The following is a 19,141-nucleotide window of genomic DNA, read 5'->3' as shown; positions in this document are numbered from 1 at the left end:
CTATTTTTTTAAATCTTTACTATCTGCGAGACAAAGCTGTTACTTCCCCTGGTTTTGTACGATTCCCCGTCCTCAATATCAATTTTCATGGTTTTTCCATCACCTGATGGAGAAATTGTCATACTGTGCCCATCTTCAAGGGTGAACGTCTTTTTACCAACGCTCTTGAGAGCCACATCGGCCAACTTGAATAGATAATTCATAAATTCTCCTATCTGTATTTAGACTGTATACACATTATCATGACAAATAATTACTGTCTTTATAATTTATAATAAATGTAGTTATTATGTGTAATATGAATTGACTATTAGTCAAAATAAATAAATTATTATTGTGTATTGCAATAATATAAATATGTAAATCAGAACATATATGCAAAATTACTTGCGTTTAATGTTATATTACCTTGACGCTAAGCAGCAAAAGCCCAGACCTTCGGAGCAGGGTCAGGGCTTTGCTTTGGTGCGTCAGACGTGTGTCTATTTCTGTTGTGGAAGGCTCGTCTGGGCAATATCGTTCAAATAGTCCAGCAGAGCGGCGGCAGCGCAGTGAATCAAGTTGAAGCTCCCCGTGGCTGCCTTGCCTTCAACCGTATCCGAATCTGGCACTAAAAACGCTCCTGTTTCGAGGGCCATCTTCTTGATGCTTTGGACCAATGTGATAGCCCCGTCACGGTCAAGAGCTGCATAACCGGTGTTACGCGCCCAAGGCGAGTAGTTTTTCTTTGCCCTGGAAACGGTACTTGAGCCGCCATAGTTTGCCGCCAGCGGGAAACAAACAGGAACAGACCGCCCCCATCAAAAAGCTTGAGGGCTTTGTCTTGCGCTTTGGCATTGCGAACTCTGGTATCAAACAAGAGGCATGGGGATCGCCACCACGGGGGCTGGCAAGGCAGGAAAACATGAGGGGCGGCAGTCGGAACAAGTTTTTTGTTGAGGGGCAGAATCTTGCTCTACCTCAAAGACGGGGGCATAGAGTCCCAAGAGGGAAGAGGCAAGTCAGAATCGCTTGAACTGAACAGAAGTCTGAAAAGAAGAAAGCCCGCTAAGCTGTTAGCTTAACGGGCTTCTTTGAACTCTCTTCGAGTTCAAATGGTGCCGAGGGCGGGACTTGTTTTTAAAGAAAAAAGTCAAGTATTCAAGCATCTATTCGTATGCCTGTCACTCCAGAACCAACATAAAGACCAACATAAAAAATCACTGGATTTAAGTTCAATTTTTTTGGAGATGTTAAAGAAACTTAATTTTATTATACAGATAATGTTATGTTTTATGGTTGCCTTGGATCATTCCTGTTGGCCTTACCTCACTACACATACTGTTTATAAGTTAACTGTCCCTAATGAGTTGCAGGTTATTTTCATTGCTCGGAACTCTACTGGTGTTAGCCTGCCCAATGAACTGTGCGGTCGCCGTTGGTTGTCTCCTGCCGCCTGGGCTCAACCGTATTACAGGCATCGTACAGGGAAAAATACGTTTGATTTAAATACTCATCCCGCAGCGTTCCGTTAGAGCTTTCAATGTACCCATTATCCATGGGCTTGACCGAACTAGTAAGCGCTATCTGCACATCGTGCTCAAAAGCCCATGCCTCCTAGGTCTTAATGCAAAATTATGGGCCGTTATCAACCGTGATACGCGGTGGCAATCTTCCTTGAAGGAGTAATTTTTCAAGCACTCGCACAAGCAGTATCCCCGGAAAAGGCATATTCACTTCAAATGCGGGCTTGAGCGATTCCACAATCGTCAAAATCCGAGCTTACAAAATTCATTCCCATTGCTCATCCGGGCCAGCCTGGACAATAAGGGCATGGCTTAGACGTATACTCGTTTGCGGGCACGCTGGAAAAGATTTTCTTCCTGATAAATCCTTTCTGTCTGCTTGTGGTTTAGTGTCAGATATTCCCGGCGCAATAATTCATGCAGGCGCGGAGAACTGAAACTTCGTCGTTCTTCTCCCAGTTCCAGCATCCCAGTCAGTAAAAGTAGGTCGCGGCCTTCAGGTGGTGGTAGCCTGGCTGAATAGCGATTTAACTGAATAACTCGGCAGGTCCGCCGCTCTGAGTAGTAATGCCCAGTGTTAATGTGATGCACGGTCTCCCTGTTGGCTCCGGGCTTCAAAAGTTTTTTGAGAGTATATCCTTCAGGGCGACAATAATCCCATTCTAACGGCACAGATAGACAACGCGAACGCTAGCCTCTGTTTGCCGCAATAACCCGAGATGGACAATTTTGAAGCGGAGTAACCCTCGCAATTTACTATGATTACATGGTATTTGCACATATCTTTTTTTTTGTTATCAATAACCTTTCAAATAGTTATGTACTAGACAACGCGGAGTGCGATGCCCCTTTCACATAAAAAATGAATATGAAGCGCACATATAAAATGATTAAAATGAGCGCTGCCCTTTCGTGGCTAGAAGCAGATGAGTTAACATCTTTGCTACGACTTACTAGGCTTAACAAGGAAGGTGCACATGACGAACTCTCAGAAGACCACCACGCCAGAACAATCCATGAGGGATTCCGTTATTAGTATGGCGGTCGAGTCTTGGCGCTTTAGCCGTGTATTTGACAGACTTCTTACGAAGCTTGATGCTGGAGAACAGCACAGATACATAAGCCAGTTTCGTTGGTTCATTAAAAAAGTTGAAGAGGCTCTGGATCTGGCTGGAATGAGGCTCGTCAATATTGAAGGGCATCCTTTCGACCCTGGCATGGCCGCAACGCCCCTGAATATTGATGAATTTGACGCGAAAGACGTCTTGGTCGTGGACCAAATGCTTGAACCGATCATCATGGGGCACGAAGGCTTGGTTAGGACAGGAACTGTCATTTTAAAGAAGGTCGAACTATGAAAAACTTTGTTGGTATTGACCTGGGCACAACAAATAGCGCGGTGTGTTCTTATGATGGTTCCGAGACCAGAATCTGGAAAAGCCCAGAGCAAAACGACGTAACCCCATCTGCGATCTATATTGACAAACGTGGAAATAGATATGTGGGCAGGCATGCTTATGATTCTGCCCCACACAGTCCAGATAACGCAGCCTTGCTGTTCAAGCGCCTTATGGGGACAAGCACTCCAATTTCTCTTTCTGCGGTGAATCTCACGAAAACCCCCGAAGAATGCTCTGCAGAGATACTTAAGGTCCTTTTTGGTTACTTGCCGGAAGAAATTAGAAATGATCAAGATACAGGAACCGTAATCACCGTTCCTGCTGCGTTTAATCAAATGCAGAAGAATGCCACCATGCAGGCCGCCAATCTAGCTGGCCTCGGCAAGGTTGCACTTATGCAAGAGCCGGTTGCGGCTGTGATGAGCGTTATGCGAGTTCGCAGTACCGACGGCATGTTTTTGATCTATGACTTAGGAGGTGGCACTCTAGATATTGCCATCGCCGAAAGCCTTAACGGACAGGTTAATCTACTCGCTCACGGTGGCATTTCAATGTGTGGCGGAAGGGATTTTGACCGTTCTCTAGTAGATAGTGTTGTGCGCCCCTGGTTATTAGAACACTTTGATCTTCCAGAAAATTTTTCTGTCAATCCAAATTATAAATCGCTCCTTAGGCTTGCCGCGTGGGCTACAGAACGTGCAAAAATAGAACTCTCAGCCAAAGAAGATGTGGTCATCACCCTTTCGGAAACTGAAACTCGAGTTCGCGACCTCAATGGCAATGAAATTTATCTCGATATTCCTTTGCACCGTGACACCTATAATAAACTTATTGCTGAGCGTGTTGGTGAATCAATCGCCGCAGCCCGCGAAACCATCTTAAAAGCTTGCCTTTCTCCTCACGATTTAGAACGCATTGTATTTATCGGAGGGCCGACAAATTACAAACCCTTGCGGGATAAGGTCGCCTTTGAGCTGGGGGTTCCGGGCAGCACCGATGTTAACCCCATGACAGCTGTGGCCGAAGGGGCAAGTTTGTTTGCAGAATCTATCGACTGGTCTTCCCAAAGCCGATCACGCAAAAGCACCCGAGGACAAATATCTTCTGGTGGATCCCTGTCCCTATCTTTCAACTACATTGCCCGCACTCCGAATTCAAAGACAAAGATTGCAGTCCAACTGATTGGTCAAGTGGCCGCAGGCTCTGAATTCCAGGTAGATTGCATTGACACGGGTTGGACTTCAGGCCGTCTGCCTCTCAAGCATGGCACAATAATAGATGTCACATTAGCAAAAAATGGAGATAACACATTTAAAGCTTTTGTTTTTGATCCCTCGGGTGGCCCAATTGCTCTGGAACAAAACAACATAATCATTACCAGAACCACGGCTTCTGTAGATGCAATTCCAGCCTCGCACTCAGTTGGTGTTGAGGTATTGGAGAAACTTGGAGGTAAGCCCACCCTCGCATTTTTGGTTCGTGCTGGCGAATCTCTACCCAAGAAGGGGCAAACTATTTTCAAGGCAGCGGAATCCCTAAAATCCGGTGCTGCTAGCTCACTTAACCTGAATATTTGGGAAGGTGAGATTCCAGACCCCATTTCGGACAATCGCTATATAGGCGTATTGAAAATTTCTGGTTCTGATTTTGACGATGGAGTGATTCCTGCTGGCGCAGACTTGGTGTGCGAATATGAAATTTTGGATTCTGGCACCATCAATGTTGAGGTGTCGGTGCCTAGCATTGGCGGCACTTTCCACTCGGGCAAGAATTTTTATTCCCGCCTAGAGGGACAGCCCAACTACACTGTATACGCTGCCATGGTTGCACAGGAAGGAGAAAAAACTCTGGATCGCATTGATGAAGTCAGCTCAGTAGTTAACGATCCCAAACTCGAGCAAGCGCGTCAAAAACTTGAGCCTGCAATCTCCCTTGCCCCAGATGAAACAGAAACAGAAAAATCTCAGGAGGCTATGGAGAAGGTTCTTGAAGCAAGAAAACTCCTTTCAGAGGTCAGAAAAGAGCATTTGAAAGAAATCAGGCAAATTGATCTCAATGGGGTGGTATCTTTCTTTACTACGCACATACGCCAATTTGCACGCCCAGCAGAAGCCACCGCTTTTGATAACCTGGCAAAGACAGCTCAGCGATCAATCGAACAAAACGACAATGCCTTTGAGTATCATCTTGATGCTCTGAAAGGCAAAAATTTTGAAATACTTTGGCGGCAAGATTGGTTTGTAGTTGAACGTTTTAAGTATATGACTAAAACGCCATCACTTTTTGCCGATAAGCATCGCTTTGAAGAACTCGCCCAGATTGGCACGCAGTACATGCGTTCTGATGATATCGAAAAACTTCGGACGGTTGTCGCCCAACTCGCTATGATCCAAACCGGCGGGTTTTCTGACAATGAGATGTTAGACATCGTCAATATTATTAGGGGATAGTCTATGTCTTGCAACATGTGGCTGCCGAAGGGCTATGAACTGTCCCATGGATCTAGAACCTGCGCCCTACTTCATTTTAGTAAAGATTGGCAGATTTTAGATACCAGTGGCATTGATAACATGCTGATTGCGCGCCCACAGATAGTACGAAGGTGGAATCAGATCGGCTTTCTTGCCGAATCTCTCTTCACAGAAATTGTGTATGAAGGTCAAATACTTCAGTACATGCTTAGCAATAAAAAATACCGTCTTGCACCTGTTGAGAATGATAATCCTCCCGGAAGTAAGGTTGACGCTTTAGCCTTTGCTCTTGCCCTAAAAGCTTCCCGAAAGCTATCCACAGACGTCTCCCTGCACGATGCCATTTATGTAGAGCAGTACTCCCGTCTCCTACCAACGTGGACACCAACGCCTCCGGTTGAAGATGACGTCATTTTAGGCACATGGTTAACAGGTGGAGTTGTTATCTCTACCTCTTCATTTAGGCGTTTGGTAAACCTCACAAGCAGAATATCGGCAGGCGACGTATCCGATGTTATAAAAACTGCAGGGTTTAGTGTGCCTGCGGACGCAAGCATGATAACGATGCGCATATCAGCACCTCAAACTAGGGTTGAAACGGACGTTATTTCTAAAAGAATAGCTACTTCTTGTGATCAACTACAAAATTCAGATAAATCCGCTGAGCTTAGAACATTCCGACTTCCTGGGCGTCCCCTAATTGAAAATTTTTTTAATGAGCATGTCATTGACATTATTTTCAACACATCAAACTACCAAGCGTTGGGGATTAATTTCCCGTCTGCAATAGTTTTGCATGGACCACCAGGTTGTGGAAAAACTTTCGCGGTAGAGCGCCTTGTTGAATTTATAGCTTGGCCAAGCTATTCTATTGATTCTAACAGTATTGGTAGTCCTTATATTCACGAAACCAGCAAAAAAATTTCAGAACTTTTTGACATGGCAATTGATAATGCCCCGTCTGTTATCGTCATCGATGAAATGGAGTCTTTTCTATCAGACAGGCGGTCTGGCAGCGCTACAGGGCTCCACCACATAGAGGAAGTTGCCGAATTCCTTCGGCGCATTCCGGATGCTATCAAAAACAGAGTGTTAATTATTGCTATGACCAACATGATAGAGTCAATTGACCCCGCTATCCTGCGTAGAGGACGCTTTGACCACATTATCGAAGTTGGCATGCCATCGCGACAAGAGGTTGCTTCGCTTATAGATTCACTTTTAAGCCAATTACCAAAGGCGTGCGACCTCAATGTTGATCTGATTCTTGACACCTTAACGGGCAAAGCCCTTTCTGATTCAGCATTTGTTATACGGGAGGCTGCAAGGCTTGCGGCCAAAGCCAGAAAAACAGCTATCAACCAAGAGAGCTTAATTGAAGCTTTAAATAGTCTCCCTGACACCCAGAAAAAAAGAAGTAAACGTATAGGGTTCTTCTCGGAAGACTAGTAACCGGAGAATGATATGGATCTTTTGCAAAATCCTTTTCATATCCTGACTGCGAGTCCTCGCGATAACCGCATGAGGATCTTGGAGCTTGCTGAAGAGCATAGTCTTTTACAAGACTCAAGTGAGTGCACAAACGCTCGTTCTGAATTAACCTCACCAAGAAAAAGGCTTTCCGCTGAAATCGCCTGGTTGCCTGGTGTTGGGCCCAAAAAAACTGGTGAGGTTTTGTCACTTCTAAATTCCGCACCAACTGAGCTGCTCGCTGCCGAGAATCTGCCTGCTATTGCACGGGCGAATCTGCTTGCAGCAGGGCTGATACGTTTGCCTGACTGCAATGCCGCTGCTGTTGCAAAATGGATTCTTGAACTAGCGAGTGCATTTGAGCATATAAAATTTATTGAATTATGCGCAAGCATCAACGAAGAAAGGGTCGCAGCTGGTTTTCCCGAAGTATCGGATACCTCCACTATTGAAGCTGAAATTCAGGTGCGGCGTGCCCATTATCGCAACACAATCAAATCCGCCCTCGACAATCTTCCCCCAAAAGAACTGGTAAAAACAGTCACTAACGTCATTGACGTAGCCACGCATAATGGTCTGGAACATGGCCCGACGTTAATAGACGACCTTGTTGATTTGTATGAGGTTGGAGCGCAGGAGTTTTTTGAAAAAGAAGAATCTAATATAAAAATTCTTGTGGAGAAATTACGAGAAGCTGTTGATGCAAAATGCCCTGACTCCATGCTAGCCCCATTGGTAGACCAACTAATATGTGTTGTTAAAAATTGGGATATTATTGCCCAGCCAATTCAAGTCAGCACGAAAAGCCGAGGGCTTGGTCACGAAGCGAGCCAGCGTATTGCCTATCTTGTCCGTGGGTTGGCAATCCATATGTTTAATGAGCACGACAAACTCGATTTTTCGCAGCAACTTACAAATATGCTTCAAGATGTATTTGCTGAAGTTGGTGAAATTGCCGAACGTACTGCGCAGGATGCATGCACATTGAGTGAGCTGGCGGAACAGCAAATCCGCACACGAGAGAGTGCGAAAGGTAAGGCTGAAGAATGGCGGCAAGAAATTAGCTATGAAGCTGAAGTCGGGGCAATATTTAAAGATAAGCTGCTCATTTCTCCCGAAGGGATCGAATGGAAAGGCTACCGCTGGAGCCTCGACTCAATTACAACGATTCGCTGGGGAGGGACTCGGCATTCAGTTAACGGCATTCCCACAGGGACAACGTATAGTGTTGTTTTTGGGAATAATTCTGGCAATTCCTCAGTCTCACTACGAAATGAAAACATCTACTCCAACTTTATAGATCGCCTGTGGCGTGCTGTTGGTGTGCGATTACTGATAGAGCTTTTGGAAGGGTTAAGCGAAGGTAAAAAATATAGGTTTGGATCCGCAGTATTGAGTGATCACGGGATGGAGCTGGAACGCAAAAGTTTTTTTTCCAACACAGAGCATGTTTTTTGCCGTTGGAGTGAGCTCGTAATTTGGAATGGTCCGGGAGTTTTTTGCATAGGAAAGCGTGAAGATAAAGGATTATCTATGGAATTTTCTTACATCAAGGAAGATAATATCCACGTTTTAGAAGCTGCAATTCGAACGCTTTGGAAAAAAGGTGGGGACCGGCTGAGCTGTATCTTTGCTAAATAGCTTGCCCCGCACTGAATGCTCAGCTACAAGGCACCATGCTATACATTGATTTGTCAAAAAGTTCTAATAACAATACAGTAAATTGTAGAGCTAATCCATTTACGTTGGTAATATTCGCATTGCGTTAAAGATTTACGCTCACATAAAAGGGGCGGCAGGATGGTTATAAGCAAAACTGAAGGAAGCAATATCCATGTCTGGTTCTAATGATACCCCTAAGGGATTTTCTGCTCTTTCAGGCTTGGCGTCTGAGTTACATGGTCTTGATGCGATCATAATACCAGAATCAAGAAATTCAACTCCTCACCTGGCCACCACAGCAAGCCAAAATCAGGATGAGACCGCATCTACAGGTGCAAAACCTGGCAACGCTTCCCAACCTATTGCCGTAAGTTCTAGTAGTGGCAATGAATGGACTGGTGGCAAATGGGTAGTTATTGCTATTGCTATTGTCCTTCTAATCTGCGTCTTAAACAGCAAGAGCAATAAGCCCCCCTCATACAGTCCACAAACTCCCTCGCCAAGCTATAGCTCTTCTCAGCCGTCTCCGGCTTCCCAAGGAAAACCGCAAAATACACCCTCAACCGCAGCACTGGAATATACTAAGCCATCACCCGGTACCAACAACGTGCTGTCCGTAGCAGAAATCCGTTGGTGCATTAAGCACTCAATTCGTATCGAAGCAATGCGCGGTGGCATAACATCTAATGATGGAATTGAAAAATTTAATTTAATCGTGCAAGATTATAACAGCCGCTGTGGAAGCTTCCAATATCGTAAGGGCTCACGGTCGCAAGCAGAACGAGAAGTTGAAGTTTACCGAGCACAGATTGTTGCTGAGGCCATTCGTGAAGCTAGACAGATGGATAACCGTTCTAACCCATCTTCATCAGCAGGCCAGTCTAACAATCTTACGCGAAATAAGGGCGCAGCCCAGCAGATTAAAGAGGCTCAACAGCTACTTACAGAATTAGGATACGATCCTGGGCCAGTGGATGGTGGCTATGGACGCAGGACTGCAGATGCCGTGAAGACATTCCAGCGCGACATAGGAAGTGTGCAAAATGGAGAAATTAACGAAGAACTGCTCATTCTTATGCGTAAAGCCAGCATCGCATACAGATCTCTGTTGGGATCGCAACCCAAAAGTCAATAGGACTTAAAGACGAAAGCTCTAAATGGAGTAGCCCTGATTTAGACTGGACACTCCTCTAACTAGTAGTCCTAAAGGCGGCACAGCACATAAAATTGTCCACCTTAGCTTTGCCGTTGACTAGTCCGCAAAAGTGCCCCGCTTCTGTGGCAGCCTGCAACACAAAACAAATCAATCCTGTATGTAAAGAATTTCTATATAATCAGGGCTTGGCGCATTCCGCTGCCCACTGGCAAGGTTGTACCGCCCTAAATTTTATCTTCGTACACATGACGCTGAAAGCCCACAAACAGGCCCTTGATCTGCTGCATGCTGCCAAGGTGGGGTAATGCATCTGGCAGGCCGCCATAGTGTAGACGAAGCAGTGCTGGCAGTTTTTCCATATCCAGTTCGTCCACGCCTTCTTTTACATACTGCGAAAGCACAAATTCGAGAAATGCCTGCTGTCTGTCGCTATAGTGGGCCCTAATCTCTGGCTGCGCCTTGTCTGCGCGCTCCTGTCGGGTATAACGGCGTAGGGCAAAGGCAACATAGGCCAGCACGTCAAACAGGTCGCTGTTTTCGGCGTCAATAACCTTTTGCATTTCTGCCAGTTCGCCCTTGCCAAAGCCTTTGTCGGCTAGGCCCTGCAACAGCGCCCTGCGTGAATCGGGCTGGCTCCAAATGGCCCGCAGCTCGTCTTCATCCTTAAAAAACTCTGGCAGTGCGCCGTACAGGCTTTCCAGAAACTGCGCGGCAGACATGGGCTTGCCGTCCGGGCTCCAGAATGCGGTGGCAGACATGTGCTGCAACTCACGCTCCTTGCCATCGGCCAGCTTTATTTTAAGGCGCACAGGGCGATCTGGCCCAGGGGTGCCATCCGGCTCTGGGTTGCCGTCTGGCGGCATGGGCTTGCCTCCGCCCGTGTCCTCCGGCTTTGGTTGTGGAGTTACCGGTTCTTCTGGTTCGCCGTCCCACTCCGGATCGCTGAAATGGTGATGGGCCTTTACAAAATCGTAAATGGTAAAGTAGTCCTTGCCGTCAAAAAGCCGCGTGCCGCGCCCGATGATCTGCTTGAACTCGATCATGGAATTGACCGGCCTCATCAGAATAATATTGCGAACATTACGCGCATCCACGCCGGTAGAGAGCTTTTGCGAGGTGGTAAGTATGGTGGGAATGGTTTTGTCGTTATCCTGAAACTCCCGCAAAAACTGGTCGCCCGCCGGTCCATCATTGGCAGTCACGCGCACACAGTAATCGGGATCTTTGTTGGTTTTTTTCTGGTTAACGAGGTCGCGCACCATGAGCGCGTGTTCCTGAGTGGCGCAAAACACCAGCGATTTTTCCTGCTGGTTAATGCTGTCCATAAAAAGCCCCACCCTGTAACGCTCGCGTTCGGGAATGATGATGCTTTTGTTAAACTCGTTTTCTGTATAGCGCTTGCCTTCCACCACCTCGCCTTCAATGATCTGGTCGTCCGGGGTATATGTGTAGTCGTCAATAGTTGTGGCAAACTGCCTTACCTTGAAGGGCGTAAGGAAGCCATCGTTAATGCCCTCCTTGAGAGAATACACATACACGGGTTCGCCAAAGTAGGCGTAAGTATCGGCATTACCCTTGCGCTTGGGCGTGGCGGTAAGGCCAAGCTGCACGGCAGGGGCAAAGTAATTGAGTATGCTGCGCCACTGACTTTCATCAGTCGCGCCACCCCGGTGGCATTCGTCAATAATGATAAGGTCAAAAAAATCTGGCGGATATTCGCCAAAGTAGGGGGTGTCGCCCGGCCCGCACATGAATGTTTGAAAAATAGTAAAAAAGATGCTGCCGTTTTTTGGCACTTTGCCCTTTTTGCGAATGCTCTCTGGGTCAATGCGCAGCAGAGCACCGGGGGTGGAATCCTCAAAGGCGGAAAAGGCGTTGTAGGCCTGATCGGCCAGAATATTGCGGTCGGCCAGAAACAGAATGCGCGGGCGGCGCGCGGGATCGCCATCCCTGTGCCAGTCCACAAGGTTCCAGCGGCTGTGAAAGAGCTTCCACGCAAGCTGAAAGGCAATAAAGGTTTTGCCCGTGCCGGTGGCAAGCGTAAGCAATATGCGTCGCTTGTCCTCGGCAATGGCCTCCAGCACCCGGTTGATGGCTATATCCTGATAATAGCGCGCGCCAAAGTAGCCGCCCTTGTCCTCAAAAGGGATCTGGGCAAAGCGGTTGCGCCAGATATTTTGGAGGGCAAAGGTTTTGTTCCACAGTTCTTCCGGGCCGGAAAAGGCGGGTACATCACCCTCGGCCCCGGTTTCCATGTCTATGCCGTAAATGGCCTGCCCGTTGGTGGAGTAGGCAAAGCGCACAGCCAGCTTGTGCGCGTAGCGCTTGGCCTGGGCCACGCCCTCGGTGTAGGGCAGGCTCCATTTTTTGGCCTCTATGACAGCCAGCTTGCGGTTGCGGTAAAACAGCACATAATCCGCAATCTCCGGCTTGGTGCGCACGCCCGCGCCCTGCAATCTGCCGGGCGTGATATGCTCGCGGTACACACGGCTGCCCTCTACCACGCCCCAGCCAGCGGCCTTGAGGGCTGGGTCTATATGTTCGGCGCGGGTTTCGGCTTCGTTCATGCGCAGGCTCCTATAATTCGCCAGAAAAGGCCTTGTGCAGCAGCGATTTTTTCAGTTCGTCCAGTGCGGCGATTTTGCGCTGATAGATGGATTCGAGGCGCTGAATTGCTGAATGAAAGTTGTGTAATTGTTTAACAATATGTTTTTGTTCGTCAAATTTTGGCATAGAAAATTTAAAGTTGCCTATTTGTTTCCCGCTAATATGTGGAACCCCAATACCTGTTTGGCTTCCCAGTATGTGCTTAATAAATGCCCTTGAACTAATGAGGTAGTATAAAAAATGCTTATGTATATGACCATTGCTGCGCAAACGGGCTGTTCGTTGAACTTGAAGGCAGGGTATATCTTTATCGGCAATTAGCGCACGTTTAAGTCCATCTTTGATCCATGGGCGATCCATAGCAAGAACCACATCGTCAACCTTGAGTTGGTATCGCTCATAGTCTGCCGTATCTGAAGCTGACCAAAATTTAACATCGTCCCATCGGATGCTACCAGGTATTATGTTATCCCCCCGAAGCAGCCGAATACTATCAGTCGATTCAGTATATTGGGAACTTTTGAATGCGAATCCAGCAAGGAGGTCAACTTCGGATGCTATGTTCGTTTCTGTCCACCCCTCGCCGCGCTGAGAAAATACCATCTGCAAATGGCTCTCAAACAATTCCCGCGCGTTCTTGAGATTCTGTTCTGCGTTGGCCTTGGCCTTGGCAATGCCCTCAAAGGCCTCATCGAGAATGGCAACGATGCGTTGCTGTTCTGGAAGAGGGGGGAGTGGGATGGTAATTGCTTTATAAGCCTTGCTGTTTAAATTCCGAATCCCTGTAGAGTGGCTTTGCATATGCTCAGTCACTCCTGACAAATAGGCAAAATGTAAAAATTTATGCAGGAAGCGGAAGTCTAATTCTGAAGGAGTTTTGACGCGAAGCGCTGCTGTAAAATTACTTAATGAAAATAAGCCATCTCGCATGTCAAAGAGGGCAACTCTCCCAACTGGTTGTTTGGGCCCGCCACCAGATTTTTCAACTATAATATCTCCGAATAGCAGGCGCCTTTTGTTAAATTTATTTTGTTCAACGTTAATAGATGCAATATCAGATCTATCTATTTGGGCATCAACTGAAAAATTAGTATTTCTTATTACGCCAACATTTACAAATGGCGGCTTCTTGCCTTTCCAGAGCCCAGTTATAATGGTGCATGCTCTATCAAGTGTTATTTCTTTCCACCCCTCTCTCACAGCAGCCCCCTGATATTCGTCAGCACTTCCGCGCCTTCCGCATCCAGCGCGGCAATTTCGTCTATAATTTCCTGCGGGCTGCGCAGTTGCACGGCATCATTGCTGCTGGGGTTTTTTACAGATAGGTCAAAGCTGGTCTGGTCTATACTTGCCGCATCCACAGACCACGATTGCGGGCTGTCGGCAAAGCTTTGCTGTTGGGTTACAAAATCCGCAAGGTCGTCATCGTTCAGCGGGTTGGTCTTGCCCAGGTTGCGGCCAGGGTTGAGCTGATAATACCATATGTTGCGCGTGGGCGCGCCCTTCTCAAAAAAGAGCACCACGGTTTTTACGCCCGCACCCTGAAACGTGCCGCCCGGCATGTCCAACACCGTGTGCAGGTTGCAGCTCTCTAGCAACAGCTTGCGCAGGCTTACCGAGGCATTGTCTGTATTGGACAGAAAGGTGTTTTTGATAACAATGCCCGCGCGGCCCCCGGCTTTGAGAATTTTGATAAAGTGTTGCAGAAACAGAAAGGCGGTTTCCTTGCTTTTGACGGGAAAGTTCTGCTGCACCTCTTTGCGCTCGCCGCCGCCAAAGGGGGGATTGGCCAGCACAATGTTGTAGCGGTCTTTTTCCTGAATATCAGCCAGGTTTTCTGACAGGGTATTGGTGTGAATGATGTTGGGTGCTTCAATGCCGTGCAGAATCATGTTCATAATACCAATAACGTAGGCGAGGCTCTTTTTCTCTTTGGCAAAAAAGGTGCGGCTCTGAAGCGTTTGCAGGTCTGCCGCCTTGCTGGCCCGTGGGCGCAGATATTCGTAGGCCTCGCACAAAAAGCCCGCCGAACCCGCAGCGCCGTCATAGATGCTCTCGCCAATCTTGGGCTGAACTACTTTGATAATGGCGCGGATGAGCGGTCGGGGCGTGTAGTATTCGCCGCCGTTGCGCCCGGCATTGCCCATGCGCTTGATTTTTTCTTCGTATAGTACGGAAAGCTCGTGCTTCTCTGCCTGAGAGCGAAAGCGCAGGCCGTCTATTTCTTCCACCATTTCGCGCAGATTGTAGCCGCTCTGAATCTTGTTTTTGATCTCGCTAAAAATTTCGCCAATCTTGTATTCTATGGTGTGCGGGCTGCTGGCCCGCAGCTTGAATCCCCGCAGGTAGGGAAAAAGCTTGTGCTCCACAAAGTCGCGCATGTCGTCGCCTGTCATGGCGGTGTTGTGGTCAATCTCGCCTGCGGCGTTTTTGGGTGCGGCCCATGTTTCCCAGCGGTAGGGGGCATCAAGAATAAAGCTGTAGGGCTTGCTGTACAGCTCGGCTTCCATGGCCTTATCGTGCTCAAGATCATCAAGGTATTTGAGAAAAAGTAGCCACGAGGTCTGCTCTGTGTAGTCCAGTTCTGTGGAGCAGCCTGCCTCGTTGCGAAGCAGATTGTCTATGTTATTGAAGGCTTGCTGAAACATGTGCTGCGGTATCCTTTGGGCATGTGCTTGCCCCGCACCAATCGGCTTGGGGCTCAGTGAATAATGTCTAGCTGTTAGGTCTTGCTCTGTCAAAGCGGCGGATAGGCCAAGGCGTTTGCGGGCAGCCGTATGGTACAAAGCCGCGCCAGTGATCTGCGGCGGGATTATCGAATTATCTTTACACAGCTTTGTGATTAAAATAAAAGACATAAATATTTTGCTGGTGGTTTGCGCCGTGGCCGGTTGCGCCCCGGCACGGCCTGTAAATTCAGTTTTGCTCGCCATGCGTTGTTTTGAAATTGCGGGCCGCAGGGAATATTTTTGCGGCTTGGTGGAAATATTACGTAAGAGGCTGCCGTTATGATTAGTTTTGCTGAGCAGTATGAACTTTGGGATAAATTTATTCGCCTTTGGCCGATTTCGCGCCTGGCAACCATGACGCTGGATGAGTACATCAAGGCAGGATCGACAGATACTTTTACCTACTGGCTTGAGGCCCGCCTGGATAAAATGGGCAGCATTTGGGGGGGCAATGCCTTCAAATTTGGCGTGTATTCCCGAAAAGCTACGGATGCCAAGAAAACAACTGCGTTACATGGTTATTCAGACGATTACGGCTGGAACGCCAAGTTGGGCAAAACGGCAGAGCTGGCCTTCAAAAGTGTGCGGGATCATGTTGTCAAGATTGCAACGTGGGCCGCAGAGGGCGATCTGGATTCCATAGACACCTACGAGCAGCCTTTATGGGAATTCTTTAAGTGGAAAATTGCCTTTCACTATCAGAATCCGAAACAGCCTAAAATCGTAAATATTTTTAAAAAATCAATGTTGGCTGTCCATCTGGGTGAAAGTGAAAAGCTGAGCATGGGCGCACTGCAAAAGGCTACGCTTGCCAAAATGCCTGCTGGTATGGGTATTCTGGAATACGGATATAAGGTCTGGGAGGACTGGAGCCAGAAGAATCTGGTGATCTGGAAGCACTTGCACGGCAATTCAGATTTCAAAGAACAACCAGAACTACGACAGCGGTATCTAAAAGATAAGTTGGCGGTAATAGACGAAAATGCAACGAACAATCAAGGCACTAAATTCATTAAAGCTCCAATTGGTACTTTGTTTTTTCTTTGCCAAGGCAATAGCCCGATATGTATTGGGCAGTTTACATCTAATGTATCGCCTTGCACCGATAAAGGAGAAGGCTGGGTGCAGCGCAGTTACCGTGTTTTTAAAGATGCTGTGAAAAATGACAGCTATGCCGCCAACAACAAAAAATGGTCGCCAAGAGAAAATTCTATCTTCTGGCGAGTGGGGCCTGAAGATCTGGCGCTTTTTGAAGCAACCTTGCTCAAGCCCTATTTTGAAACGGATCTGGCGGAGCTGGCCGTGTGGGCGGGCGAGTTTGACGAATCAGAGTGTGAAGAGGCAGCGCCAACGCCTGCTGACAATGGAGCTGAGATAAACATGAACAGCAAACCCACAGTACTCGGATTTAACCGCATCTATTACGGCCCCCCAGGTACAGGCAAAACCTATACCTTGATGCAGTTGCTCGAAAAAAACTATAAGTCAGAATCTGCGTCCATTACACCAGAGGAGTGGCGCAGCCAGTTTTTCGCCGACAAGATCGCTGGGCTGAAGTGGTGGGAGGGTGTAGCAGCCGCTCTGTATGATCTTGGCACGGAGGCAAAGGTTCCTGAAATCGCCAAGCATCCTTTCATTCAGGCCATTGCCGCATCAAAAAACAGCGTTGGTGGAATAAGAACCACGCTATGGGATACGCTGCAATCGCACACGGTTGAATCATCAACAACGGTAAATACAAAAAAAAGGATGAATCCGGCAATTTTTGACAAGGCTGCCGATTCTGTGTGGGAATTTGCCGGTGACTGGCAGGATGTGTGCTCTGACATTATTGACCTGGTTGACCAGTTCAAAGCCGGCCCAGCAGTTGACGCCACCGTGCAGCGGTACAGCATTGTGACCTTTCATCAGTCATACGGCTACGAAGAATTTGTTGAAGGCCTGCGCCCTGTTTTGAACGGCGATGGCGAAACAGATGATGTTGCGTATGAAATTCGTGCCGGGGTGTTCAAGGAGCTGTGCCACAAGGCGCGGCAGGCCCCTGGCCAGCGTTTTGCCATGGTGATTGACGAAATCAACCGGGGCAATATCAGCAAAATTTTTGGTGAACTTATCACGCTGATCGAGCCAGACAAGCGCGCCCCGCTGGATAAGGGAGCTAAGCCCCCACTGGAGCTTGCCCTGGCCTATTCTGGCGAAAAATTTTCCGTTCCTGCAAACGTGGATATCATCGGCACCATGAATACCGCAGATCGGTCGCTGGCCCTGCTAGATACTGCACTGCGCCGCCGCTTTGAATTTGTTCCGCTGCTGCCCGATGTGCGTGCGGTGAAAGATGCTGGAGAATCAGATGATCCGCCGCTTGCGGGCCTGATTGTAAAGACAAGTGCTGGAGATATTGATGTGCGCCAGATGCTGATGCGCATTAATGAACGCATCGAAGTGCTCTACGACAGAGATCACTGCATTGGTCACGCATATTTTACACTGCTGAAAAAAGAGCAGAATGAGGATAAACTCTTTGACATGTTGGCAGGTATATTCCGCAACCGTGTTATTCCGCTGCTCGAAGAATATTTCTTTGAAGACTGGCGAAAAATTCGCCTTGTGCTGGGCGACAATCAAAAGAATGATGTGAATGACCAGTTTATTGCCGAAAGTGATGCTAACCAAGATTTGAGCTCCCTGTTTGGCAACGGTCATGGGCTGGAAAGTTACACCATAAAGAGGCGTTATACTGTGCAGCCCGCAGCCTTTGCCAATCCGCAGGCATATATCGGCATTTATCAGCCTTAGGCTTGACGGACAGCGAATGACACGATGCACGGTTTATGAATTTGACGCATTGGTAGCCGAGCGGCCCGGCGATGCAGCGATGGCCGGGCTGCAACCAGTGCCGGAAAAGGTGTTTGACTGGCTGGCAGGCGAGGCGTTGCGCTTTGCCGAGCTGGGCGGGGCTACCTGGCTGCGTCTTGCTCAGGCGCACGGGCGGCCTGCGGTAAAGGTGAACAGCTTTGTTGGCGTTGTTCGCGCCCCTTGCGGGTATCAGATTGAGGTGCTGCCCAAGGTCGCCAAGGCCATGGGCGGCGATGCCGAGGCCCGCACCCTGCTTATCGACATGCTGCGTTGCCTTGGGGAGTTTCGCCATATCCAGACTGCCAGCGCCCATCTGGCCGCCACCAACATGCCCCTGCTGGAGATATTTATTGGCGAATTTTTGCACGCAGTTGAACGCATTGTAAAACGCGGCTTGCAGAGCGATTACAGACAGGAGCAGGAGAACCGCTTTGCCTTGCGGGGCAAGCTGCAAATGGCTTCGCACTTGCGCCAGAATCTGTGTCGGCGCGATCGTTTTTTTACTGCGGCAGACGAATTTTCTTCCAACCGGCCTGAAAACCGCTTGCTGCATGCGGCGCTTCGGCGGGTTCTCGTCTGGACAACCTCGCAGAGTAATCATCAGCTGGCGCGGGAGCTGGGCTTTGTTTTTGCCGAAGTGCCTGCATCCGTTGATCCTGTGGTGGATTTTACCCTTGTGCGCCACGATCGCTGCATGGCGCATTATGAGGCGGCTCTGGCCTGGGCCCGCCTGATCTTGCGCGACGAATCACCGCTTACGAGCACAGGCCGTCATTGTGCTCCTTCGCTGCTGTTTCCCATGGAAGAAGTGTTCGAGGCCTTTGTTGCACGGCATCTTGGTCGGCAGCTCAAGCCTTCGTTTTACTTACATGAACAGGAGAAATCGAGGCATCTGGTCAGGCATGGTGAGCAGGACTGGTTTGGGCTTAAACCCGATTTGCTCGTGCTGGAATCAAGGAAAAACCGTCTGGTTCTGGATACAAAATGGAAGCTGATCTATTCCAGCCAGTGCAACAGCTATGAAAAATACGGGATAGCCCAGTCTGATTTTTATCAACTATATGCCTACGGTCAGAACTATCTGGACGGCGAGGGCAGCGTGGTGCTGATTTATCCAAAGACAGGCGAGTTTGATCGGGCGCTGCCAAAATTTGAATTCGTGCGGCCCGCAGGCCTTCGCCTATGGGTTTTGCCGTTTTGCCTGGAGAAAAAGCGTTTGCTGTTGCCAGACTGTGGCAGCCTCAATGAATTCTTTACATAATTCGCACTGTAGGCGTGAAACACC

The 19,141-nt window shown here is 48.3% G+C and carries 12 protein-coding genes; 7 read left to right on the top strand and 5 right to left on the bottom strand.

The features are described 5' to 3' along the window. Positions 1–8: 8 nt before the first annotated feature. Positions 9–203, bottom strand: a complete 195-nt coding sequence (locus RDK48_RS10845; protein WP_298996986.1) for a hypothetical protein — start codon at positions 201–203, stop codon at positions 9–11. 1,183 nt (positions 204–1,386) lie between these two features. Continuing rightward, entirely contained in the window at positions 1,387–1,572 is a 186-nt protein-coding gene (locus tag RDK48_RS14980) for an integrase core domain-containing protein (RefSeq protein WP_366125083.1), read from the bottom strand. Between the two features lie 910 nt (positions 1,573–2,482). On the opposite strand from RDK48_RS14980, the gene RDK48_RS10840 reads away from it, so the two are divergent. The 5 genes from RDK48_RS10840 (at position 2,483) to RDK48_RS10820 (ending at position 9,643) form a co-directional block, all read left to right on the top strand. Next, on the top strand, positions 2,483–2,863 hold the full coding sequence (locus tag RDK48_RS10840) for a hypothetical protein (protein WP_298996989.1): 381 nt from the start codon (positions 2,483–2,485) through the stop codon (positions 2,861–2,863). After that, positions 2,860–5,355: an Hsp70 family protein gene (locus RDK48_RS10835; RefSeq protein WP_298996992.1), complete on the top strand. Its 2,496-nt coding sequence runs from the start codon at positions 2,860–2,862 to the stop codon at positions 5,353–5,355. Before RDK48_RS10840 ends, RDK48_RS10835 begins: the two co-directional genes overlap by 4 nt. A 3-nt stretch (positions 5,356–5,358) precedes the next feature. Further along, a complete protein-coding gene (locus tag RDK48_RS10830) occupies positions 5,359–6,825 on the top strand; it encodes an ATP-binding protein (protein ID WP_298996995.1) in 1,467 nt (488 codons plus the stop codon). 15 nt (positions 6,826–6,840) lie between these two features. Continuing rightward, a complete protein-coding gene (locus RDK48_RS10825; protein WP_298996998.1) occupies positions 6,841–8,487 on the top strand; it encodes a hypothetical protein in 1,647 nt (548 codons plus the stop codon). A gap of 193 nt (positions 8,488–8,680) precedes the next feature. Continuing rightward, positions 8,681–9,643, top strand: a complete 963-nt coding sequence (locus RDK48_RS10820; protein ID WP_298997001.1) for a peptidoglycan-binding protein — start codon at positions 8,681–8,683, stop codon at positions 9,641–9,643. 245 nt (positions 9,644–9,888) lie between these two features. On the opposite strand, the gene hsdR is transcribed toward RDK48_RS10820, so the two are convergent. The 3 genes from hsdR to RDK48_RS10805 are packed head-to-tail and all read right to left on the bottom strand — an operon-like array spanning position 9,889 to position 14,919. After that, the gene (gene hsdR / locus RDK48_RS10815) at positions 9,889–12,231 is read right to left on the bottom strand and encodes an EcoAI/FtnUII family type I restriction enzme subunit R (protein WP_298997004.1); all 2,343 of its coding nucleotides are present in this window, start codon (positions 12,229–12,231) and stop codon (positions 9,889–9,891) included. Positions 12,232–12,241: 10 nt separating this feature from the next. After that, positions 12,242–13,471 (bottom strand): restriction endonuclease subunit S, encoded by a 1,230-nt coding sequence (locus RDK48_RS10810; RefSeq protein WP_298997006.1) that lies wholly within the window; start codon positions 13,469–13,471, stop codon positions 12,242–12,244. After that, entirely contained in the window at positions 13,468–14,919 is a 1,452-nt protein-coding gene (locus RDK48_RS10805; protein ID WP_298997009.1) for an N-6 DNA methylase, read from the bottom strand. The genes RDK48_RS10810 and RDK48_RS10805 overlap by 4 nt, the downstream gene beginning before the upstream one ends. 360 nt (positions 14,920–15,279) lie before the next feature. Between RDK48_RS10805 and RDK48_RS10800 the strand changes: the two genes are divergently transcribed. Further along, positions 15,280–17,796, top strand: coding sequence for an McrB family protein (locus RDK48_RS10800; protein ID WP_298997012.1), 2,517 nt, complete (start codon positions 15,280–15,282; stop codon positions 17,794–17,796). A gap of 16 nt (positions 17,797–17,812) precedes the next feature. Further along, positions 17,813–19,117 carry an McrC family protein gene (locus RDK48_RS10795; RefSeq protein WP_298997016.1) on the top strand — a complete coding sequence of 435 codons (1,305 nt, stop codon included), beginning with the start codon at positions 17,813–17,815 and terminating at the stop codon, positions 19,115–19,117. Positions 19,118–19,141 lie beyond the last annotated feature (24 nt).

The sequence above is a fragment of the uncultured Desulfovibrio sp. genome (assembly GCF_902477725.1).
GTDB lineage: Bacteria > Desulfobacterota > Desulfovibrionia > Desulfovibrionales > Desulfovibrionaceae > Desulfovibrio.
This window is presented reverse-complemented; position numbering and strand designations above follow the sequence as displayed.